Below are 20495 nucleotides of genomic sequence, written 5' to 3' on the forward strand. Positions count from 1 at the left end.
GCTGCGCTTGCGCGCGCTCCACAAAAACAATGACTTGAAGGTTCCCTGATGGATAACTCCTCTACCCTGCCTCTGGGGTCGGCGGCCGCGCCGGCCAAAGAAAGAACCACCTCCAGCCGTCTGAAATCGATTTTCAGCGGTTCGATCGGCAACATGGTCGAATGGTACGACTGGTACGTCTACGCCGCGTTCTCGCTGTACTTCGCCAAGGTCTTCTTCCCCAAGGGCGATTCCACCGCCCAGCTTCTCAACACCGCCGCGATCTTCGCCGTGGGCTTCCTCATGCGCCCGATCGGCGGCTGGCTCATGGGCCTCTATGCTGACCGCAAAGGGCGCAAGGCCGCCTTGATGGGCTCGGTCCTGCTGATGTGCGCAGGCTCGCTGATCATCGCCCTCACCCCGGGCTATGAAACCATCGGCGTCGGCGCCCCGATCCTGCTGGTGGTCGCCCGCCTGATGCAGGGCCTGTCGGTCGGCGGCGAATACGGCACCTCAGCCACCTACCTCAGCGAGATGGCGACCAAGGAACGTCGCGGCTTCTTCTCCAGCTTCCAGTACGTAACCCTGATCTCCGGCCAGCTCATCGCCCTGGCGGTGCTGATCGTGCTGCAACAGACCCTCAGCACCGAACAGTTGCAAGCCTGGGGCTGGCGTATTCCGTTCGCCATCGGCGCCCTGTGTGCCGTGGTCGCGCTTTATCTGCGTCGCGGCATGGAAGAAACCGCGTCCTTCACCGAGAAGAAGGAAGAACCGAAAGAAAGCCTGATGCGCACCCTGATGCGACATCCCAGGGAACTGATGACCGTGGTCGGCCTGACCATGGGCGGCACCCTGGCGTTCTACACCTACACCACCTACATGCAGAAATACCTGGTGAACACGGTCGGCATGAGCATCTCCGACTCCACCACCATTTCGGCGGCGACGTTGTTCCTGTTCATGTGCCTGCAGCCGCTGGTCGGGGCGTTGTCGGACAAGATCGGCCGGCGACCGATCCTGATTGCCTTCGGCATCCTCGGGACCCTGTTCACCGTGCCGATCCTCAGCACCCTGCACAGCATCCAGACCTGGTGGGGCGCGTTCTTCCTGATCATGGCGGCGCTGATCATCGTCAGCGGCTACACCTCGATCAACGCGGTGGTGAAGGCCGAACTGTTCCCGACTGAAATCCGTGCGCTGGGCGTCGGTCTGCCGTATGCCCTGACGGTCTCGATCTTTGGCGGCACGGCGGAATACATTGCGCTGTGGTTCAAGAGCGTCGGCATGGAAACCGGCTACTACTGGTACGTGACAGCCTGCATCGCCTGTTCGTTGCTGGTGTACGTGACCATGAAGGACACCCGCAAGCATTCACGGATCGAGACCGACTGAGTACCGACAGCGCTGCCCCCTTGTAGGAGCCGGCTTGCCGGCGATGAGGCCCTTGAGCCTTGCAGCGTCCATGCGGACGCCATCGCCGGCAAGCCGGCTCCCACAAGGTTCGGCGGCGTGTTCAAAAGCGCATTCCCCTCCCTTGCCCCACGCCTTTACCGGGCGCTCCTGGCGCATTTGCGCGCAATCGCAAAAGAATTACCTGAATTAATAGTCAGTTAATTTCCAAGCGACATTCTGATCCTACGTTAGATCGACCTGGCCCCGGCCCCTTGGCATCACGTTGAATGCCGACCCTTTCTGGCGCCACACATATCGATTTATACGATTGATTAAAGCATTTATTTGCGCTTTTTAATCAAATTAACAAGCGTAAAATCACTTCCATACCCACTGAACAAAACGCACACCTTCAGGAGCAACCCCCATGAAAACCAAACTGATCCTCGCTCTGGCCCTCTCGGTACTGGCTGCCAACACCTTCGCCGCCGATGGCTATGACAAAACTCCAGGCGGCGCCTATACCGTGGCTGCCGATGGTTACGACAAGACCCCAGGTGCCAACGCTGTTGCCGCTGACGGCTACGACAAGACCCCAGGTGCCAACGCTGTTGCCGCTGACGGTTACGACAAAACCCCAGGTGCCAACGCTGTTGCCGCTGACGGTTACGACAAGACCCCAGGTGCCAACGCTGTCGCTGCCGACGGCTACGACAAAACCCCTGGCGCTGCTGCCATCAGCTAACCCCACCGTTAGCCTTGCAGCCCGGCTTCGGCCGGGCTTAGTTGTTTCTGGGGATACTGAAAATGCCACGAAACCTGTAGGAGCCAGCTTGCTGGCGATGACGGCCGATCAGACGACGCAAGACTCCCTAAGCAGGCGCCTACAAGGACCAACACCTATCGCATTTCCCCGCAACGCATCGCACACTGTCGCCTTCCCTTGTTGATCCGGTCCCTGGAAACCCTCGAACCATGTCCGACGCCATCCACTACTACGAACCCGCCAACGGCCACGGCCTGCCTCACGACCCGTTCAATGCCATCGTCGGCCCGCGGCCCATCGGCTGGATTTCCTCGCAGGATGCCCAGGGCCAGTTGAACCTGGCGCCCTACAGCTTTTTCAACGCGTTCAACTACATCCCGCCGATCGTCGGATTCGCCAGCATCGGCCGCAAGGACAGCCTGAACAACATCGAACAAACCGGCGAATTCTCCTGGAACCTCGCCACCCGGCCCCTGGCCGAAGCCATGAACCAGAGTTGCGCGGCGGTGCCGGCCGAGGTCGATGAATTCGAACTGGCCGGCCTCACACCCGCCGTCTCACGAATCATCAAGGTGCCACGGGTACAGGAAAGCCCGGTGTCATTCGAATGCAAGGTCACCCAGATCATTCAACTGCAACGGGCGGATCGGCAATTGGTGCCCACCTGGCTGGTGCTCGGCGAAGTGGTCGCCGTGCATATCGCCAAGTGGCTGCTCAAGGAGGGGATCTACGACACCGCCGCCGCCGAACCGATTCTGCGCGGTGGCGGTCCGGCGGACTACTTCCAGTTGGGCCCGGAAGCCCTGTTCAAGATGTATCGCCCACGCGCCTAGCGCAGCTTGCTGGCGATAAGGCCCTTGAGCCTTGCCGCGCCCATCCGGACGCTATGGCCAGCAAGCCGGCGCCTACAAGAGCCGTGCCCAGCAGAGGATCAGTTGCAAACCTAAGCGACAGACCAGGACAACTCACCCTCTTCGTCGACATCGGCCAGGCGCGCAAGCTCCAGCGCCGCAGCCTCGTCGGCCTCGAAGGCGGTCTTGAACTTCTGTTCATCGAGTATTTTGTGAAACCGGGGTGCGCCGGAACCGTCCAGGGCTTTCACGGCAATCGCCGCGCTATAACCCCCTTCACCGGGTACCACCGCCGAAACGGCTTCGAAGTGTGTGAATGCTTTACGTGCCATGCCTGTTATCCCGGCCAATTGAGTGGCCGGCATTCTAAACCTTCAGCTGGCCAACTGCTGCAAGGCACCGGCGCTGGACAGATGAAAATCGCACTGGGCCCGGGCCGCGCTGACATCGCTGAAGGTATGGAAGTCGAAGCTGTCGACCACCAGTTCCTGGATCAGCTCGGCAAAGACCTGCATCACCGGGGTATTGAAGTAGGCCGTCATGGCCGCTTGGTTGACCCAGAACCCGGACACCAGCCACAGGTCGGCATCGGCCAGGGAGTGCTGCAGGGAAAACTGCAGGCAACCGCAGGCCTGGCGGGAGGGTTCGATCAGGCTGCTCAGCCGTGCGCCCAGTTCGGCGGAGCGCCCAGGGCGTGCACGAACAAAGGCCATGTGACTGACGGGGATAGGCTTGGACATGCGCGGCGCTCCCGAAGAGAAGTTGTACTCGCTCAATCAGTGCGGGGACTGACTGCGACAGGAACAGAGATTAGAGCGTTTGCCGAGGGGGTCGTTAGTCGATTCCTGCCGGCTTATTGCACAATCCTGCCGCGACAGCGATTCCCACGAGCGCCAATCACCCCACGCTACCGCGCCCCTGCCGACAGCATTTTGAGCAATGTCACAACGCCTGGCCGCCTGTAACATGAGCGTCATATGAAAAGACTGCAGAATCAGGCAAGAATTGCGCAGTATTGTCCTGGCGCCGTGGATTGCCCAAACTTAAGCTTGCCCCATTCGCAATCATCTCCAGGGCCCGCCATGTCCTTGCTCGATCAACCCCAAGTCCCCCTGCCGGTCGAAATGGAAAAATTGCGCGCGGAACTGGCCGAGATCATCTGCCGTAACACCGGTGAAGACGGCTCCTATGCCACCGCCGTTGGCTCGCTGCATCTGTCACGCCATAGCCAGCCCCAGGAATTCTCCCCGGTACTGGCCCAACCGGCCCTGTGCGTCCTGGCCCAGGGGCGCAAGGAAGTGCGCCTGGGGGACGAGAACTTTGTCTACGATCCGCTGAACTACATGGTGGTCTCGGTTTCCATGCCGATCTGCGGGCGGATCACCAGCGTCTCGCCGCAACACCCGATCCTCGCCTTGCGCATGGATATCGATCCGGCCGAAATCAGTGCCCTGATTGCCGAGGCCGGGCCCATGGGTGTGCCCAGCCGACCGACCGGGCGCGGCCTGTATGTGGAGCGCCTGGACACACAGATGTTCGATGCCCTGCTGCGCCTGACCCGCCTGCTCGACAGCCCGAAAGATATCAACATGCTCGCGCCGCTGATTCGCCGGGAAATTCTCTATCGACTGCTACGCAGCCCGCAGGGTTATCGACTGTATGAGATCGCCATCGCCAATAGCCAGAGCCACCGGGTCAGCCAGGCGATCAAGTGGTTGAACGGCAACTTCGAGCAACCGTTGCGCATCGACAGTCTCGCCCGCGAGGCCAACCTGAGCGTGTCCACCCTGCACCACCGGTTCAAGGCGATGACCTCCATGAGCCCGCTGCAGTACCAGAAGCAGTTGCGCCTGCAGGAAGCGCGGCGGCTGATGCTGATCGAAGGCCTGGATGCCTCGGCGGCGGGCTACCGCGTGGGCTATGAAAGCCCTTCGCAGTTCAGCCGCGAATACAGCCGGTTGTTCGGCGCGCCGCCGCTACGCGACCTGGCGCGGTTGCGCCTGAGTGTCTAGAGGCTAGGCCGCCAGCACCCGACAGGCCTCGGCCGGAATGGTCACCGAGACCCTATGCCCAACGCCCAGGCCAATGCCCTGGCACGGCGTGCTCAGCGCCGTGAACGACACGCCGGAACACTCGACAATGGTTTCAATGGTCGAGCCGATATCGCGAACGAAGATCACCGTGCCGAGCAGGCGATTATTGCCTGCCGTCGCCTCGGGCGCGGAGAGTTGCAGGTCCTCCGGACGCACCAGCATCCGCACCTGCTTGCCGGCCTCGACAGCGGCACTGCCCAGCACCTCGATACTCTCGCCCCCCGGTAGCCCGACCCGGCCACCCCCCAGCACGGTGGCCGGAAAGATATTGCCCGAACCGATAAAGTCAGCGACGAACTCGTTGGCCGGGTGCCGATAGATCTCGATGGGCGTGCCCACCTGCTGCACCCGATGCTCGCCCAGCACCACCACGATATCGGCCATGGTCATGGCTTCACGCTGGTCGTGGGTGACCATGATGGTGGTGATGTTCAGGCGCTGTTGCAGTTGGCGGATTTCCACCTGCATCGATTCACGCAACTTGGCGTCCAGCGCCGACAGCGGCTCATCCAGCAACAGCAGCTTGGGCCGCGCGGCGATCGCCCGGGCAATCGCCACCCGTTGGCGCTGGCCACCGGAGAGCTTGGACACCGGCCGGTCGACCATCTCGCTCAGTTGAATCAGTTGCAGCAGTTCGACCACCCGCGCCTGCTGCTCAACCTTGCCGACCCCGCGCAGTTTCAGTGGATAGGCGATGTTCTCGCCCACGGTCATATGCGGAAACAGCGCCAGGGACTGGAACACCATGCCGAAGTTGCGCAGGTGCGCCGGGGTCTGGCCGATGTCCTCGCCATCCAGGCGGATCTCACCGCCGCTGAGGGTTTCCAGGCCGGCGATCATCCGCAGCAAAGTGGTCTTGCCACACCCCGAAGGGCCGAGAAAACACACCAGCTTGCCCTCGGGCAGGTGCAAATTGACGTCCTTCACCGCACAGGCCATGCCGTAGTGCTTTTCAACGTTTTCCAGAATCAGTCCAGTCATGTTGCTTACCTCAAGAAATCAGAAGGAAACGCCGCCTTCGCCCACCAGCTTCTCCAGCGCCCAGATCAGGACGAAGTCGATCAGCACGATCAGCACGGCAAAGGAGAAAACAGTGGGGTCCAGGGACGAGACAGTGCGGCTGTACATCCAGATCGGCACGGTCATCACGTCAATGGTGTAGAGGAAATAGGTCACGGTGAATTCGTTGAACGAGACGATAAAGGCCAGCAGCATCCCGGCGAGAATCCCCGATTTCATCAACGGCACCACCACATCGAGAATCGCCCGCTGCGGTGAAGCACCAAGCATCCGCGCGGCCTCCTCGACCTCGCTGCCGATGGAGAGCATGGCTGCCGTGCAGTTCTTCACCACGAAGGGCAAGGCCAGGATCACGTGGGCAATCACCAGCCGCGAGAAGCTCATCTGGAACGGCAGGCTGTCGAACACCAGCAGCAAGGCCAGCCCCAACACCACCATCGGAAACACCAGCGGCAGGGACATCAGTTGCAGGGCCACGGCCTTGCCACGGAATTCGCAACGCACCAGCGCATAGGCCGCGGGCACCGCCACCAGGGTCGCAAACAGCATGGTCAGGCAGGCCACCAGCAGGCTGGTGGTCATCGCCTTGCCCAGACTCAGTACATCGCTGGCATCCGGCGAAACGATGGTCTGCCAGGCCGCCCGATACCATTGCAGACTGTAGCTGCTGGGCGGGAAGTCGAGGTTCGAGGCGCCGCTGAAGGACATGACGATCATGGTCAGGATCGGCAGCACCGCCAGCAGCAGGATGAACCCCGAGAGAATACCGGCGAAGCGTCCGGTTTCCCCCGGCAGGATCGACAGGCGTTTGTGCGACAACAGGCTCATTGGCAGGACTCCAGCATCCGGCGCCGACGGCCGGTGACGTATTCGGACAGGGTCATGATCGCCAGGGTGGTGATGATCAGGACCACGCCGGCCGCCGAGGCCGCCGGCCAATTCATCAGCGGGGCAATCTGGTCATGGACCATCACCGCCAGCATCGGCACGCGCCGACCGCCCAGCAGCAGGGGTACGACAAAGCTGCTGGCGTTGTAGGCAAATACCAGGGTCGCGCCGGTGATAATGCCCGGCAGGCTCATCGGCAAGACCACCTGGCGAAACACCTGGAAGCGGCTGGCGCCGAGGGTCGCGGCGGCCTCTTCGTAGGTGCGCGCGACACCGCGCATGGCGCTGGCGATCGGCAGTACCGCGAGGGGGAAAGCGGTCTGTACCAGGCCCATCAGCACGCCGTTCTGGTTGTACAGCAGCATGATCGGACGCTTGATCAGACCCAGGCCCATCAGCGCCTGGTTGAGCATCCCGCCAGGACCGAGGATCACCAGCCAGCCGTAGCTTTGCAGCAGCAGGTTGACCAGCAGCGGCAGAAGCACCGCGGCGAGGAAGATCCGGCGCAGAAATGGCGAGGTCAGGCGCGACATGGTGTAGGCCACGGGGATCGCCAGCAGCACCGCGATCACTGCGCTGAACAGCGCCAGGCGCAGGGTCAGCAGCAACGATTTGAGGTAGTAGGGTTCCAGTAGCTGCGCGTAGCTGGCGAAGCTGAAGCCGGTCCATTCGGCGCCCTTGGTGCCGACGCTCATGCGCAGCACCAGCAGGCTGGCGAGGATCAGCACGGCGAGAAACAGCATCGACGGCGAGAGGAAAAGCCAGGCCCGGGCGGTGGGCGAAATACCCGCTATCGGACGCGGCAAAGCCACGCCGACCGGCCGGGTCAGAGGTTGGTGTTCCATAAAAAGAGTCTCGACTGAGAGAAATCATCAACAAGGCAGAAGCTTGGCGGACAAACCCCATCGCCAGGGTTGACACGGCCCCTGTAGGAGCCAGCTTGCTGGCGATAGCGGTTTATCAGGCGACAAGGATGTTGACTGTCAGATCGCCATCGCCAGCAAGCTGGCTCCTACAGGTTTCGCGACAGGTTCAAAACCAACACGAAAGCGCCAAGGCCCCTGCGCCTGAACTTCAGGACGAAAAGATTTCCGTATAGCGGCGAATCCACTGGTCATGCACCGTCGCCAGGAACGCGTTGTCGTGCATGATGGCTTTCTCGGCGATCTGCTCCGGGGTCAGGATATACGGGCTCTTGCGCGCCTCGGCGGAGATGATCGCCTTGGCATTGACCGGTCCGTTGAAGATGTCTTCGGCCATCTTGCCCTGCACCAGCGGGTCGAGCGAATGGTCGATAAAGGCGTAGGCCAGGTCGGTATCGCCAGGACGATTCTTCGGCATCACCGAGAGCATCAGGTCGGTGTAGAAGCCCTCCTTCATGCCGAAGGTGGCGCCCAGGCCGTAGGCCGGATCACGAATCTGTTTCGGAAAGAACGCCGGCGCATACAGGCCACCCAGGTCCAGAGAACCGGTGCGGAACAGTTCGGCGATCTGGTTGGGGTTTTCCCCGAGGGTAACCACGCGGTCCTTGAGCTCGGCGAGTTTCTTGAAGCCCGGCTCGATATTGTGCTCGTCACCGCCGGCCAGCTTGGCGGCGATGATGATCAGGTCCATGGCCTCGGTCCAGTTCGGCGGCGGCAGGAACAGGTTGCTGGCGAAGTCCTTGTCCCACAGCGCCGCGTAGCTGTCCGGCGCCTCCTTCACGGTGCGGGTGCTGTAGACCAGGCTGTTGCACCAGAGCAGGTAGCCGATACCGTGGCCGTTGGCACCGGTGCGGTATTTTTCCGGCACGTCGACCAGGTTGGGGATGCGGTTCAGATCGGGCTTTTCCAGCAGCCCGGCAGCGGCCAGGCCTTCGGCGCCGACACCGGCCAGGGTGATGATGTCGTACTGCGGACGATCACCGCCGGCCTTGAGCTTGGCGACCATTTCCGAGGTGCTGCCGGTGCGGTCGGCGATGACCTTGGCGCCGGTCTTGGCCTCGAACGTCGCGGCGATATTGCGCAGGGCGGCGAGGCCGGTGTCATCGGACCAGGTCAGCAGCTTCAGGGTCTTGCCCTGGAAGCGGGTGTCGCTGGCGTTGGCCCGGATAAACGGCATGCTCATGGCGGCGGCGGCCACCGAAGCGACGCCCACGGTCTTGATAAACTGCCTTCTGTTCAGGTCGTACTGGCCCATTTCGGACTCCCTTTATTCTTTTAGGTATGAGGTCGGTCGCAACGTCTGCAGCCGGTCTTCGATCTCGCTGGAGCCCCCGAGGACCGTGGGTCGTGGCTGAGTCGGCAGGTTCATCCTGAGGTCGCCCGGAACCGGCAACAATCGAAAGTTTGTCATTGAAGCCATGCGCCCGGCGCATGCCTCATTTCGAGGCATGCGTTGCCCTGTCAGGGGCCACACCTACCCCACGCCGATACACAAAACAGACAGGCACAACAAACTCCTGTACGAGCTGGCTTGCCAGCGATGGCGTCCGAACGATCGATGCAAGACGTTCGGGCCTCATCGCTGGCAAGCCAGCTCCTACAGGGTGTGCGGCGGCGTCAAGATTCCACGGCCCGAAAGCTTTCTACAGGGCGCGAATCACGTGTTTGATCTCCTGGAACGCCTGCAAACCCCAAGGCCCCAGCTCACGGCCCAGGCTGCTCTGCTTGTAGCCGCCCCAGGCGGTTTGCGGAAAGATCACCTGCGGCGCATTGATCCACACCAGCCCGGCCTGCAAGGCATTGGCAACCCGCTGCGCGGTCTCGTCACTGCGGCTGACCACGCTGGCCACCAGACCGAACTCGCTGTCGTTGGCCAGCGCCAACGCCTCGGCCTCGCTGGCAAAACTGCGCACGCAAAGTACCGGGCCGAAAATCTCTTCACGCCACAACGCACTGTCCAGGGGCACTTCGGTGAAGATCGTCGGCCGCAAAAAATAGCCGCGCGCAAGCTCCGGCGGACGTCCGCCGCCACAGACCAGCCGAGCGCCGACACTCAGGCCACGGTCGATATGGCCGAGCACACGCTGGTATTGCGCCTGGTTGACCAGCGCGCCCATTTCCACCTCGGGGTCGAACGGGTCCGCCACGCGAATGGCTTCGGCCCGCGCGGTCAGGCGCAGCAGGAACTCATCGGCGATCTCCTCCGCTACCAACACCCGGCTGGTGGCCGAGCACATCTGCCCGGCGTTGAAGAAACCGCCGCCACTGGCGAGCTCCACCGCAAGATCGAGGTCGGCGTCAGCCATCACCAGCAACGCCGATTTCCCCCCCAGCTCCAGGCTCACACCCTTCACGGTTTCCGCCGCCCGCTGCATCACCTGGACCCCCACCGCATTGCTGCCGGTGAAGGAAATCTTCGCCACCCGGGGGTCGGCCGCCAGTGGCGCGCCGACGGCCAGGCCGGTGCCACAGACCAGGTTGAAGACCCCGGCCGGCAAGCCGCTGTCGGCGATGATCGCGGCCAGTTCCAACTCCGGCAATGGCGTGACTTCCGACGGCTTGAGCACCACGCAGCAACCGGCGGCCAGGGCCGGAGCCAGCTTCCAGGCGGTGGTGACCATCGGGAAGTTCCACGGCACGATCAGCCCCACCACCCCACACGGCTCGCGGCGTACATGGGCGGCGAAAGCGTCGCTGGGCAACTCGACCGGCTTGTCCTGCTGCCCGTCGAGGGTCTCGGCCAGGCCCGCGTAATACTCGAAGGTGGCAATCACATCATCGACATCGATGCCCGCCTCGAACAGCGGCTTGCCGTTGTTGCTCGATTGCAGCTGGACCAGGGTTTCGCGGCGCTCGCGCACGCCCTCGGCAATCCTGCGCAACACGGCACCGCGCTGGGCCCCGGTAGTCGCCGACCAAACGGCGAAAGCCCGGCACGCCGCGCTCACCGCCTGCTCCACCGCCTGCCCATCACCACCGGAAACGCTGCCAAGCAAAGCCTCGGTGGCCGGATTGATCACCCGTAGCTGCTCGCTGCCGGAACGCCATTGGCCGTCGATGTAGAGACCGTCCTGATTCATTTGCACGTTCATCACCAGGCCTCCCCTTCCATCCACAATCGCTGGTCGATTTCGATCAGGGTCGGCCCCTGGCGATCCGCGGCGGCCTCCAGTGCCGTACGCAAGGTTTCGACGCCGGCAACGGCCTCGGCCACGCAGCCCAGGGCCCGGGCCACGCCGATAAAGTCCGGGGTGTAGATATCCACGCCGACCGGGGTGATGGCGCGATTGACCATGTATTTCTTGATCTCTTCGTAGCCCTGGTTATTCCACAGCAGCACGATGATCGGGGTCCGCGCCTCAACCGCGCTGGCCAGTTCAGACAGAGTGAACTGCAAACCGCCATCGCCGATCAGGCAGACCACCGGAGGCCGTTGGCCGCGCTCACGGGCACCGCCCAACCAGGCACCGATGGCCGCCGGCAAGGCATAACCGAGGGTGCCGTAGCCGGTGGACGAGTTGAACCAGCGACGTGGGTGCTCCGGGTTCAGGGTCAGGTTGCCGGTGTAGACCGGCTGGGTCGAATCGCCCACCAGCACCGCCTCCGGCAACACGTCGAGAACGGTGTTGAGGAATTGCGTCTGGGCGCGGGTCGGTGCATCCCAGAGAGCGCCCAGTTCCGCGCGCAAGGTAGCGGCACGTTGCGGCCCCCAATCGCCCTGACGATCAGCCAGCGCCTGGCCCTCGACAGCCGCGAGCAGCGCCTCGGCCGCTGTCCGCGAGTCGGACACCAGCGCGACCTTGGGCGGATAGTTGCGCACGGTCTGGTCCGGGTCGATATCGACACGCAACAAGGTACCGGGAATCTCGAAGCCGCCGGCAAAGGTGATGTCGTAGTCGGTTTCCGCCAGCTCCGTGCCAATGGCCAGGACCACATCGGCATCCGCCACCAGGGCGCGGGTGGCGACCATGGACTGGGTCGAACCGATCAGCAACGGATGGCGCGACGGCAACATGCCCTTGGCATTGATGGTCAAGGCCACCGGTGCCTCCAGTCGCTCCGCCAGTCGGGTCAGCGCGGCTGCCGCATCGATGGCACCGCCACCGGCGAGGATCAGCGGATGGCGAGCCTTGGCCAGCAGTTCGGCCATTTGCGCGATCGCCGCCGGGGCGGCACCGGCACGGGTGATCTGCACCGGCTGGCTATCGAGCAAGGCATCGGCGTTTTCCACCAGCACGTCGAGGGGAATCTCGATGTGCACCGGACGCGGCCGCCCGGCCTGGAACAGGGCGAAGGCCCGGGCCAGCACTGCCGGCAGTTCGGCCGCCGACATCAGTGTGTGGGAGAACGCCGCGACGCCCGCCACCAGCGTGCCCTGGTTCGGCAATTCGTGCAGTTTGCCGCGCCCGCCGCCCAGTTGACTGCGCGACTGCACGCTGGAAATCACCAGCATCGGGATCGAATCGGCATAAGCCTGGCCCATCGCGGTGGTGATATTGGTCATGCCGGGGCCGGTGATGATAAAGCACACTCCCGGCTTGCCGCTGGTGCGGGCGTAGCCGTCGGCCATGAAACCGGCGCCCTGTTCATGGCGCGGCGTGACATGCTCGATGCGCGACGACGCCAGCCCGCGATAGAGCTCCACGGTATGCACGCCAGGAATGCCGAACACCTGCTCGACCCCGTAGCCTTCCAGTAACTTGACCAATACTTCGCCGCACGTCGCCATCTGTCCCGCCCTTCTTGTTCGTATAAGCCATGCTGCCGATGAGCACGGCGATAGGGGTATTGGAGCGTTTGGCCGATGGCGGGCACAAGGCAAAAATAGTCATACTAGGCATGTCCTGTCGTCATGCCTGAGCTGCCCTCCCATGAAACGTCCGCCACCGCTGCCCGCTCTGCATACCTTCCTGGTCACCGCCCAGTGCTGCAACTTCACCCGCGCGGCCGAACTGCTGCACATCACCCAGGGCGCGGTGAGCCGGCAGATCGCCGGTTTGGAGAGTCACCTCGGTTATGCGTTGTTCCAGCGCCAGGCCCGTGGCCTGAGCCTGACCGCCCAGGGCCGTGAACTGTTTCCACGGATCCAGCAGGTGTTCAACCTGATCGACGAGGCGGTGGATCAGGTTGGCGCCCGGCGCGAGGCCCTGCAGCTCAAAGCCCCGACCTGCATGATGCGCTGGCTGCTGCCACGCCTGTTGCAATGGCAGAAGGAGCGCCCGGACGTGCCCGTGGAGCTGACCACCACGGTGCAGCATGCGGTGGATTTCCGCCGCGAGGAATTCGATGCCGCCGTGGTCTATGGCGCGCCGCCGGGACCTTCGGTGGCGTCTCACCACCTGTTCGACGAACAGCTGACGCCGGTTTGTTCGCCGCAACTGCTGGAAGGTCCGGTGCCGTTGCACAGCTTCGCCGACCTTGAGCAGCATATGCTCCTGCATCCCACGCGCGACCAGCGGGATTGGGAAGCCTGGCTCAAGGTAGCGGGCGCGCGGGTCAGTAATATCGGCAAGGGACAGCATTTCGACACCCTGGACCTGGCGATGAGCGTGGCGTCCCAGGGCACTGGCGTGGCGATTGGTGATTGGGCGTTGATCGGCGAGGACCTGAGCGCTGGACGACTGGTTATGCCGTTCGATTTGCGGGTGCGCACCGGACAGGCGTACTACCTGGTCTACCCGGAGCGGGCCGGGACGGCGCCAGAGTTGCGGGAACTGATGGAGTGGCTGGTGGCACAGGCGGCGGAGCGAGTTTAAACCTGTAGGAGCCAGCTTGCTGGCGATGTAGACGCTGCGCTGTCCCAGACGGACCGCGTTATCGTTCATCGCCAGCAAGCCGTCTCCTACAGATAGCAAAAGGTATCGCTGAAACTCAGTAGCCGACAGCAAACCGCTGGCGCGAATGCGCGGGTTTCTCGACTTCATCCAACAGGGCAATGGCGTAGTCGGCGAAAGTAATCCAGCTGCGACCTTCGGCACTCACCAGCAGGTCGTCCTTGCCCAGACGGAAATGGCCGGTACGCTCGCCCTCGACAAACTCCGCCGACGGCGACAGGAAGCTCCAGTCGAGTTCCTTTTCCTGACGCAAGGTCTCAAGGAACTCCGCACCGGCACTGGCCTCAGCCTTGTACTCCGCCGGAAAGCCCGGACTGTCGATCACCCGACCACCACCCGGCAACAACAGCGAACCGGCCCCGCCGACCACCAGCAAGCGTTTGACTCCGGCCTGCTTCACCGGAGCGATCACCGCTGCGGCCGGCAGCGTGGCGAAATGCGCGGCGCTGATCACCACATCGTGACCGGCAATCGCCGCTTCCAGCGCAGCGGCATCCAGCGCATCGACCGCCTTGCTCACCACGCCGGCTCGCTCAGTGATCTTCGCCGGGTTGCGGGCGATGGCGGTCACGCTGTGGCCGCGCCGCAGGGCTTCTTCCAGCAACTGGCTACCGGCACGTCCGCTGGCACCAATGATTGCAATCTTGCTCATGACACTCTCCAGTTCCAATCGAATGACGCTGTGCGTCGAGGGGCGCCTTCCCACCCAGGGAGCAGGGAGGCCGATCTACAAAATCTGTTGGCCGTGAGGGCGATGAACAGAGCTTAGTTGCCCGAACCAATACAAAAAATGCGATGCTGAAACATAGTTTGTTTCTGAAAGTGGGCAAATCATGGATCGTCTTACGGCAATGCGGGTCTTCGTCACGGTGGTCGACCTGGGTAGCCAGTCGGCGGCGGCCGACCATCTGGACCTGTCGCGACCGGTAGTGTCGCGCTACCTCGCGGAGTTGGAGGACTGGGTCGGCGCCCGGCTGATGCACCGCACCACCCGTAAGCTGAGCCTGACCGCCGCCGGCAACGAAACCCTGCCGCGCTGCCGACAACTGCTGGAGCTGTCGACGGACCTGCAGGCCGCCGTCCGCGAACCTGACGAGGCGCCGCGCGGGATACTACGGATCAGCGTCAGCACCTCCTTCGGCCTGGCACAACTGGCCCATGCCATCGCTGAATACGTCAAGCGCTACCCGGGCGTCAGTGTCGACCTGCAGATGCTCGACCGCACGGTGAATTTGGTCGACGAACGTATCGACCTGGCGATTCGCACCAGCAACGAATTGGACCCGAACCTGATCGCCCGCCGTCTGACTGTCTGTCGCTCGGTGATCTGTGCCTCTCCGGCCTACCTGCGCGAGCATCCGGCGCCGCAGCGGGTGGAGGAACTGAGCCGGCACAATTGCCTGACCCACTCCTACTTCGGCAAGAGCCTCTGGCATTTCGAGCAGGATGGCGAACAGGTTTCCGTGCCGGTACAGGGCAATATCAGCGCCAACGAGGCCGGGACCCTGATGCAGGCGGTGATCGCCGGGGCGGGTATCTCGATGCTGCCCACCTACCAGGCCGGGGCCTATATCAAGCGGGGCGAACTGGTGCGGCTGTTGCCCCTGGCGGAACCGATACGGATGAACATCTACGCGGTGTACGCCTCGCGCAAACACATGCCGGCGGCGCTGCGCAGCATGCTCGACTTCCTGGTGCAGCACTTTCCCGAAACGCCGCTCTGGGATGAGGGATTATGAGGACTGGCCAAACGAAGCCGGCGATTCGCAGTATCCTGATTGCCTTGATGCTGGCGATTTTCCTCGGTGCGCTGGACCAGACGATTGTCGCCGTCTCTATGCCCGCCATCTCCGCTCGTTTCAAGGATGTCGGCCTGCTGGCCTGGGTGATTTCCGGCTACATGGTGGCGATGACCGTGGCTGTACCAATCTACGGCAAGCTCGGCGACCTCTATGGTCGACGTCGGCTGATGCTGTTCGGCATGGGTCTGTTCACCCTCGCCTCGCTGTTTTGCGGCCTGGCCCAGAGCATGGAGCAACTGGTGCTGGCGCGGATCATCCAGGGCATCGGTGCAGGCGGCATGATTTCGGTCAGCCAGGCGATTATCGGCGACATCATCGCGCCCCGCGAACGCGGCCGTTACCAGGGTTATTTCAGCAGCATGTATGCGCTGGCCAGCGTCGCCGGGCCGGTGCTCGGCGGTTATATGACCGAGTACCTGTCGTGGCGCTGGGTCTTCCTGATCAACCTGCCACTGGGCCTGGGCGCCTGGTGGGTGGTCCACCGCACCCTGGTCGGCCTGGCGATACCACAGCGCAAACCGATCATCGACTACCTCGGCACCGTCCTGATGATCATCGGCCTGACCGCCCTGCTGCTGGGCATCACCGTCATCGGCCAAGGCCACCATTGGAACGACAGCCAGGTGCTGGGCCTGCTGGTTACGGCGCTAAGCGCCCTGTGGCTGTTTGTCCTGCACGAACGGCGCACGGCCGAACCCTTGCTGCCGATGCACCTGTTCCTCAACCGCAACGCCCTGCTGTGCTGGTGCACGATCTTCTTCACCAGCTTCCAGACGATCTCGCTCACGGTGCTGATGCCCCTGCGTTTCCAGAGCGTGACCGGCGCCGGCGCCGACAGCGCGGCCCTGCACCTGCTGCCGCTGGCGATGGGGCTGCCCATGGGGGCCTACTTTGCCGGACGCAGGACCTCGGTGACCGGCTACTACAAACCACTGATCCTGAGCGGGGCGCTGCTGATGCCACTGAGCATTCTCGGCATGGCGTTTACCCCGCCCCAGGCGGTACTGCTCAGCAGCCTGTTCATGTTGCTCTGCGGGATTGCCGGCGGCCTGCAGTTCCCGACCTCGCTGGTGGGCACGCAGAACTCCGTGGAACAACGTGATATCGGCGTCGCCACCAGCACCACCAACCTGTTCCGCGCCCTCGGCGGTGCAATGGGCGTGGCGCTGATGTCGGCGTTGCTGCTGGCGCTGTTGCAGGACTTCAGCCTGACGCACCTGGCTGGCGCTTCGGGCAATGCCTTGCTCGAAGGCCTGAACAGCGCTGAAGGCCCGGCGCGCGATGCCCTGCGCGGGGAACTGCTGCTGAGCTTCCGCCATCTGCTGCTGATCAGCGCCGCCATCGCCCTGCTGGGATTGGCGGCGGCGCTGGCGATGCCGAACAACGTGTTGCGCGGGCGGGACGACAAGACCCACTGATCGCAAGGCTCGCCTGGTGGGGTGGTCAAGGGCTGTAATACCCGACCGCCACCAGGTACTGCCCGACCCTTCTCAGGTAGGCATGCTTGTCCTCGATCTTGCCGGTCACCGGATTCTTCCAGCGATATTCGTACTCTCCACGCTCCTGCTTGGCCATCATTGCCAGGATCGGCGCCCCCACCGGCTTGCCGTCGGGGTCCTTGACCTTGCTGAAGTCAGTGTCCACAAGTCGCAGGTTGGTCCCGTGGGCCAGGTAACGATGGGTTTTCAGATCCACCACGAAGACATACAGGTCATCCTCCAGGAAGCCCAGGGCATTGATCGACTCGAGCGTGGCCTGCTTGTCCTTGCCCAGATCGGTCGCCGCCCTGGCCAGCAAAGCTTCGGCCTGCTGCGGCGAGGCCCGAGGCAGGTAATAACCGACCGCCAGGATGCGCTCGCCGACGCGCTGGTAAAACACCCGCTTGCGCTCGACCTTGCCATCATTCCAGTTCTGCCAGCGATACTCGGCCTCACGGATGCCGCCACCTTCAGGGGTCTTGAGCCTGTCCTTGAACGCCTTGCGCAAATCCAGACCCAGGGCTTCGGACACGTCACGCCCGATCAGTGCCGAAGAGGGGCCGCCGCTGGCCAGCATCACGCCATGGGTGTCGACCACAAACACATAGCGGTCCTGATCGACGAATTCACCCTGGCGACTGAACGCGGCGAACGCCTTGTCACCCTGGTCGCGGTAGTAAGCCACGGCCTTTTCCAGCAGCGCCCTGGCCGCCGGCGCTTCATCCGGCGGTACGCTTGCCGCCAGCGCCGACCCCAGGCACAGCAACATCAAACAGCCTGACAAGGCCCGTGTTAAGCCAAACCCCATGGTGCACCCCTCGTTCCTGTTGGTCTGCCAGCAGCGTAGACCGCCACAGCCTATACGGAAGCATTCAGCAAGCCGAGGTGGAGGGCCCCGACCGCTGCGCAAAATGTGCGGGCATTTTTTATCCGCACCACTAGAATGCGTCCATCGGGAACCCGCCTACGGAATCGTCATGCCGCTTCGCTCAGTGCTCTACTCGCAACGCTCGTTGATCCTGACGCTGATCGCCCTGCTGGCCAGCGGTTTCCTCGCCACCTCCCTGCTCAGCTACTACGCCTCGCGCACCTCGATCCGCGACGGCATCGTCAATACCGAACTGCCCTTGACCTCCGACACTGTCTACTCGGAAATCCAGAAAGACCTGGTCCGCCCGATCCTGATTTCCTCGATGATGGCCCGCGACACCTTTATGCGTGACTGGGTGGTGGCCGGCGAACGCGACCCGGAGCAGATGACCCGCTACCTCAACGAAGTCATGACCCACTACGGCGCCTACACCGCCTTCTTCGTCTCCAACAGCAACCTGACCTACTACCAGGCCAAGGGCGTGCTGAAGAAAGTCCGCATCGACGATCCCAACGACCTCTGGTACTTCCGTGTGCGGGACATGCAGGCCCCCTACGAGATCAATGTCGACCCGGACACCGCCAACAATAATCGCCTGACCTTCTTCATCAACTACAAGGTCTTCGACTACGACGAGCACTTTATCGGTGCTGCCGGCGTCGGCCTGACCGTGGACGCGGTGGTCAAGCTGATGGACAAGTACCAGCAGCGCTACCAGCGCAGCGTCTACTTCGTCGACACTTTCGGTCGCCTGGTGCTGACTGGCGCCGATGGCGGCCCCGAAGGCGCCCGGGCCGGGCAGTCGCTGAACGACCTGGCAAGCATGAAGAACCTACAGGCCAAACTGCCCAAACCCCACGATGGCAGCTACGAATACACGGACTCGGACGGCAAGGGGCACTTCCTCAATGTGCGCTTCATTCCAGAGTTGAACTGGTACCTGTTCGTCGACAAGCGCGAGGACAGTGCCCTCAGCGGGATTCGCCAGTCGCTGTACCTGAACCTGCTGATCTGCCTGGTGGTGAGCCTGATCGTGCTGGCCCTGCTCAACCGCGTGATCCAGCGTTACCAGCGCAAGATCCAGGCCCTGGCGACACTCGACAGCCTCACCGGCCTGCCCAATCGCCGAGGCTTCGACCTGCTGGCGGCCCAGGCCCTGCATGAGGCCCAACGCGAACCCAAGCCGCTGACCGCGCTGCTGCTGGACCTGGATCATTTCAAGCAACTCAACGACAGCTACGGCCACCTTGCGGGCGATGCCGTGCTGAGCGGATTTGCCCGAGACCTGGAGAGTTGCCTGCGCCAGTCGGAAATTATCTGCCGCTGGGGTGGCGAGGAATTCATTGTCCTGCTCAAGGACACCGACAGCACCAATGCCCAACTGATCGCCGAGAAAATTCGCCGACATATCGAGCAACAGGGCTACAGCTACAACGGCCAGAGCCTGCAACTGACCGTCAGCATCGGCCTGACCTCACTCCAACAGGACGACACCTTGCACAGCCTGCTGGCCCGGGCCGATCATGCGCTGTACAGAGCCAAACAGAGCGGACGCAACCGCGTCTGCAGCGACCTGCTGAAATCCGCCCATGAATGACCCCAGCCTTTGTCCGGCCTGCGGTGCGCGCAACGACTGCGCCCTGGCCGACCCGCGCACGGCCGACCGGCCCTGCTGGTGCTACAGCGTCAGCATCGACCCGGCGCTACTCGAAACCCTGCCGGCCGAACTGCGCAACGCCGCCTGCCTGTGTCCGCGTTGCGCGCAAGTGGATAAGCAGCTGAAGGCGCCCCCACAACCGGCGCCATGACGTAAAATGCCCACCCACGCCGAAAGCCTTCAACCATGCGCCTTGACCGTTTCCTCAGCAACCTGCCCCGCTTCAACCGCCAACAGGTGCGCCTGTTATTGGTGCAAAAACGGATCAGAGTCGATGGCCTGAGCATCAGCGATCCGCATCATGAGGTCCGAGAGTTCAGCCAGGTCGAAGTCGACGACGAGGTGCTGCAGGCAGGCTGCCCGCCGCGCTACTTCATGCTGCACAAACCGCCGGGCTGCGTCAGCGCCACCCGCGACCCCGAGCACCGCACCGTCCTCGACCTGATCGACGCGCCCGACGCCGTTGGGCTGCACATCGCCGGCCGCCTGGATTTCAACACCACCGGGCTGATGATCCTGACCAACGACGGCCAGTGGTCGCGCCGGCTGACCCAGCCCCAGACCAAACTGCCCAAGGTCTACTACGTGGAGACCGAACAGCTCATCGGCGCTGAATACGCCGAGACTTTCGCCCGTGGCTTGTATTTTGCTTTCGAGAACCTGACCACCCAGCCCGCCACGCTGGAATTGCTCGGCCCGCGCAGTGCCCGCTTGAGCATCGTCGAAGGTCGTTATCACCAGGTCAAGCGCATGTTCGGCCACTTCGACAACAAGGTCCTGCGCCTGCACCGCGAAGCCATGGGACCGCTGGTGCTGGATGAGCAATTGGCCCCGGGGCACTATCGCCCGTTGCAGGCCGAAGAAATCGGCCGGATCTGAGCGCACGACGACGACCGCTCGGCAGAAGTCACTAACTTATGACAAATCGTTCCTTGCGCAAT

The 20495-nt window shown here is 63.0% G+C and carries 20 protein-coding genes; 10 read left to right on the forward strand and 10 right to left on the reverse strand.

Going from position 1 to position 20495, the window contains the following annotated elements; genetic code table 11:
- Positions 1–48: 48 nt before the first annotated feature.
- From AC07VG_RS08445 to AC07VG_RS08455, 3 genes are all read left to right on the forward strand, one after another.
- Entirely contained in the window at positions 49–1371 is a 1323-nt protein-coding gene (locus AC07VG_RS08445) for an MFS transporter (RefSeq protein ID WP_494999565.1), read from the forward strand.
- Positions 1372–1798: 427 nt separating this feature from the next.
- Positions 1799–2116: a hypothetical protein gene (locus AC07VG_RS08450; protein WP_494999564.1), complete on the forward strand. Its 318-nt coding sequence runs from the start codon at positions 1799–1801 to the stop codon at positions 2114–2116.
- A 230-nt stretch (positions 2117–2346) separates the two neighbouring features.
- On the forward strand, positions 2347–2970 hold the full coding sequence (locus AC07VG_RS08455) for a flavin reductase family protein (protein ID WP_495020858.1): 624 nt from the start codon (positions 2347–2349) through the stop codon (positions 2968–2970).
- Positions 2971–3080: 110 nt separating this feature from the next.
- Here AC07VG_RS08455 and AC07VG_RS08460 read toward each other — a convergent pair whose 3' ends face one another.
- Positions 3081–3320 (reverse strand): hypothetical protein, encoded by a 240-nt coding sequence (locus AC07VG_RS08460; protein WP_494999562.1) that lies wholly within the window; start codon positions 3318–3320, stop codon positions 3081–3083.
- Positions 3321–3362: 42 nt separating this feature from the next.
- Positions 3363–3728, reverse strand: coding sequence for a putative quinol monooxygenase (locus AC07VG_RS08465; protein WP_494999561.1), 366 nt, complete (start codon positions 3726–3728; stop codon positions 3363–3365).
- Positions 3729–4070: 342 nt separating this feature from the next.
- Here AC07VG_RS08465 and AC07VG_RS08470 point away from each other — a divergent pair, with 342 nt between their 5' ends.
- Positions 4071–5000 carry an AraC family transcriptional regulator gene (locus AC07VG_RS08470; RefSeq protein ID WP_494999560.1) on the forward strand — a complete coding sequence of 310 codons (930 nt, stop codon included), beginning with the start codon at positions 4071–4073 and terminating at the stop codon, positions 4998–5000.
- A 3-nt stretch (positions 5001–5003) separates the two neighbouring features.
- Here the strand turns inward: AC07VG_RS08470 and AC07VG_RS08475 are convergent, their stop codons facing one another.
- The 6 genes from AC07VG_RS08475 to AC07VG_RS08500 form a co-directional block, all read right to left on the reverse strand.
- Positions 5004–6062, reverse strand: a complete 1059-nt coding sequence (locus AC07VG_RS08475) for an ABC transporter ATP-binding protein (RefSeq protein ID WP_494999559.1) — start codon at positions 6060–6062, stop codon at positions 5004–5006.
- An 18-nt stretch (positions 6063–6080) separates the two neighbouring features.
- On the reverse strand, positions 6081–6929 hold the full coding sequence (locus tag AC07VG_RS08480; RefSeq protein ID WP_494999558.1) for an ABC transporter permease: 849 nt from the start codon (positions 6927–6929) through the stop codon (positions 6081–6083).
- Positions 6926–7834 carry an ABC transporter permease gene (locus AC07VG_RS08485; protein ID WP_494999557.1) on the reverse strand — a complete coding sequence of 303 codons (909 nt, stop codon included), beginning with the start codon at positions 7832–7834 and terminating at the stop codon, positions 6926–6928. Before AC07VG_RS08485 ends, AC07VG_RS08480 begins: the two co-directional genes overlap by 4 nt.
- Before the next feature lie 229 nt (positions 7835–8063).
- Complete coding sequence (locus AC07VG_RS08490; RefSeq protein WP_248794483.1) at positions 8064–9167, reverse strand: extracellular solute-binding protein; 1104 nt, start codon at positions 9165–9167, stop codon at positions 8064–8066.
- Positions 9168–9555: 388 nt separating this feature from the next.
- Entirely contained in the window at positions 9556–11004 is a 1449-nt protein-coding gene (locus AC07VG_RS08495; RefSeq protein ID WP_494999556.1) for an aldehyde dehydrogenase family protein, read from the reverse strand.
- On the reverse strand, positions 11004–12641 hold the full coding sequence (locus tag AC07VG_RS08500; protein ID WP_494999555.1) for a 5-guanidino-2-oxopentanoate decarboxylase: 1638 nt from the start codon (positions 12639–12641) through the stop codon (positions 11004–11006). Before AC07VG_RS08500 ends, AC07VG_RS08495 begins: the two co-directional genes overlap by 1 nt.
- 142 nt (positions 12642–12783) lie before the next feature.
- On the opposite strand from AC07VG_RS08500, the gene AC07VG_RS08505 reads away from it, so the two are divergent.
- Complete coding sequence (locus tag AC07VG_RS08505; protein ID WP_494999554.1) at positions 12784–13668, forward strand: LysR substrate-binding domain-containing protein; 885 nt, start codon at positions 12784–12786, stop codon at positions 13666–13668.
- 115 nt (positions 13669–13783) lie between these two features.
- Here AC07VG_RS08505 and AC07VG_RS08510 read toward each other — a convergent pair whose 3' ends face one another.
- Positions 13784–14398: an NAD(P)-dependent oxidoreductase gene (locus AC07VG_RS08510; protein WP_494999553.1), complete on the reverse strand. Its 615-nt coding sequence runs from the start codon at positions 14396–14398 to the stop codon at positions 13784–13786.
- Between the two features lie 181 nt (positions 14399–14579).
- Here AC07VG_RS08510 and AC07VG_RS08515 point away from each other — a divergent pair, with 181 nt between their 5' ends.
- Positions 14580–15485, forward strand: coding sequence for a LysR family transcriptional regulator (locus AC07VG_RS08515; RefSeq protein WP_494999552.1), 906 nt, complete (start codon positions 14580–14582; stop codon positions 15483–15485).
- Complete coding sequence (locus AC07VG_RS08520; RefSeq protein WP_495020859.1) at positions 15482–16966, forward strand: MDR family MFS transporter; 1485 nt, start codon at positions 15482–15484, stop codon at positions 16964–16966. The genes AC07VG_RS08515 and AC07VG_RS08520 overlap by 4 nt, the downstream gene beginning before the upstream one ends.
- Before the next feature lie 25 nt (positions 16967–16991).
- On the opposite strand, the gene AC07VG_RS08525 is transcribed toward AC07VG_RS08520, so the two are convergent.
- Entirely contained in the window at positions 16992–17834 is an 843-nt protein-coding gene (locus tag AC07VG_RS08525) for a cache domain-containing protein (RefSeq protein WP_494999550.1), read from the reverse strand.
- 169 nt (positions 17835–18003) lie between these two features.
- On the opposite strand from AC07VG_RS08525, the gene AC07VG_RS08530 reads away from it, so the two are divergent.
- Genes AC07VG_RS08530 through AC07VG_RS08540 form a run of 3 tightly spaced genes read left to right on the forward strand, consistent with a single transcriptional unit; the run spans position 18004 to position 20433 of the window.
- Positions 18004–19494 (forward strand): sensor domain-containing diguanylate cyclase, encoded by a 1491-nt coding sequence (locus tag AC07VG_RS08530; protein WP_495020860.1) that lies wholly within the window; start codon positions 18004–18006, stop codon positions 19492–19494.
- Entirely contained in the window at positions 19487–19705 is a 219-nt protein-coding gene (locus AC07VG_RS08535) for a cysteine-rich CWC family protein (protein ID WP_494999548.1), read from the forward strand. Before AC07VG_RS08530 ends, AC07VG_RS08535 begins: the two co-directional genes overlap by 8 nt.
- Before the next feature lie 35 nt (positions 19706–19740).
- Entirely contained in the window at positions 19741–20433 is a 693-nt protein-coding gene (locus AC07VG_RS08540; RefSeq protein WP_495020861.1) for a 16S rRNA pseudouridine(516) synthase, read from the forward strand.
- Positions 20434–20495 lie beyond the last annotated feature (62 nt).

It is taken from the genome of Pseudomonas sp. GW821-FHT03C07 (genome assembly GCF_059420925.1).

What these genes read in the sequence shown, in the direction of transcription:
- AC07VG_RS08445 (WP_494999565.1), top strand. Translation starts at nt 49, where the DNA reads ATGGATAACTCCTCTACCCTGCCTCTGGGGTCGGCGGCCGCGCCGGCC.
- AC07VG_RS08450 (WP_494999564.1), top strand. Translation starts at nt 1,799, where the DNA reads ATGAAAACCAAACTGATCCTCGCTCTGGCCCTCTCGGTACTGGCTGCC.
- AC07VG_RS08455 (WP_495020858.1), top strand. Translation starts at nt 2,347, where the DNA reads ATGTCCGACGCCATCCACTACTACGAACCCGCCAACGGCCACGGCCTG.
- AC07VG_RS08460 (WP_494999562.1), bottom strand. Translation starts at nt 3,320, where the DNA reads ATGGCACGTAAAGCATTCACACACTTCGAAGCCGTTTCGGCGGTGGTA.
- AC07VG_RS08465 (WP_494999561.1), bottom strand. Translation starts at nt 3,728, where the DNA reads ATGTCCAAGCCTATCCCCGTCAGTCACATGGCCTTTGTTCGTGCACGC.
- AC07VG_RS08470 (WP_494999560.1), top strand. Translation starts at nt 4,071, where the DNA reads ATGTCCTTGCTCGATCAACCCCAAGTCCCCCTGCCGGTCGAAATGGAA.
- AC07VG_RS08475 (WP_494999559.1), bottom strand. Translation starts at nt 6,062, where the DNA reads ATGACTGGACTGATTCTGGAAAACGTTGAAAAGCACTACGGCATGGCC.
- AC07VG_RS08480 (WP_494999558.1), bottom strand. Translation starts at nt 6,929, where the DNA reads ATGAGCCTGTTGTCGCACAAACGCCTGTCGATCCTGCCGGGGGAAACC.
- AC07VG_RS08485 (WP_494999557.1), bottom strand. Translation starts at nt 7,834, where the DNA reads ATGGAACACCAACCTCTGACCCGGCCGGTCGGCGTGGCTTTGCCGCGT.
- AC07VG_RS08490 (WP_248794483.1), bottom strand. Translation starts at nt 9,167, where the DNA reads ATGGGCCAGTACGACCTGAACAGAAGGCAGTTTATCAAGACCGTGGGC.
- AC07VG_RS08495 (WP_494999556.1), bottom strand. Translation starts at nt 11,004, where the DNA reads ATGAACGTGCAAATGAATCAGGACGGTCTCTACATCGACGGCCAATGG.
- AC07VG_RS08500 (WP_494999555.1), bottom strand. Translation starts at nt 12,641, where the DNA reads ATGGCGACGTGCGGCGAAGTATTGGTCAAGTTACTGGAAGGCTACGGG.
- AC07VG_RS08505 (WP_494999554.1), top strand. Translation starts at nt 12,784, where the DNA reads ATGAAACGTCCGCCACCGCTGCCCGCTCTGCATACCTTCCTGGTCACC.
- AC07VG_RS08510 (WP_494999553.1), bottom strand. Translation starts at nt 14,398, where the DNA reads ATGAGCAAGATTGCAATCATTGGTGCCAGCGGACGTGCCGGTAGCCAG.
- AC07VG_RS08515 (WP_494999552.1), top strand. Translation starts at nt 14,580, where the DNA reads ATGGATCGTCTTACGGCAATGCGGGTCTTCGTCACGGTGGTCGACCTG.
- AC07VG_RS08520 (WP_495020859.1), top strand. Translation starts at nt 15,482, where the DNA reads ATGAGGACTGGCCAAACGAAGCCGGCGATTCGCAGTATCCTGATTGCC.
- AC07VG_RS08525 (WP_494999550.1), bottom strand. Translation starts at nt 17,834, where the DNA reads ATGGGGTTTGGCTTAACACGGGCCTTGTCAGGCTGTTTGATGTTGCTG.
- AC07VG_RS08530 (WP_495020860.1), top strand. Translation starts at nt 18,004, where the DNA reads ATGCCGCTTCGCTCAGTGCTCTACTCGCAACGCTCGTTGATCCTGACG.
- AC07VG_RS08535 (WP_494999548.1), top strand. Translation starts at nt 19,487, where the DNA reads ATGAATGACCCCAGCCTTTGTCCGGCCTGCGGTGCGCGCAACGACTGC.
- AC07VG_RS08540 (WP_495020861.1), top strand. Translation starts at nt 19,741, where the DNA reads ATGCGCCTTGACCGTTTCCTCAGCAACCTGCCCCGCTTCAACCGCCAA.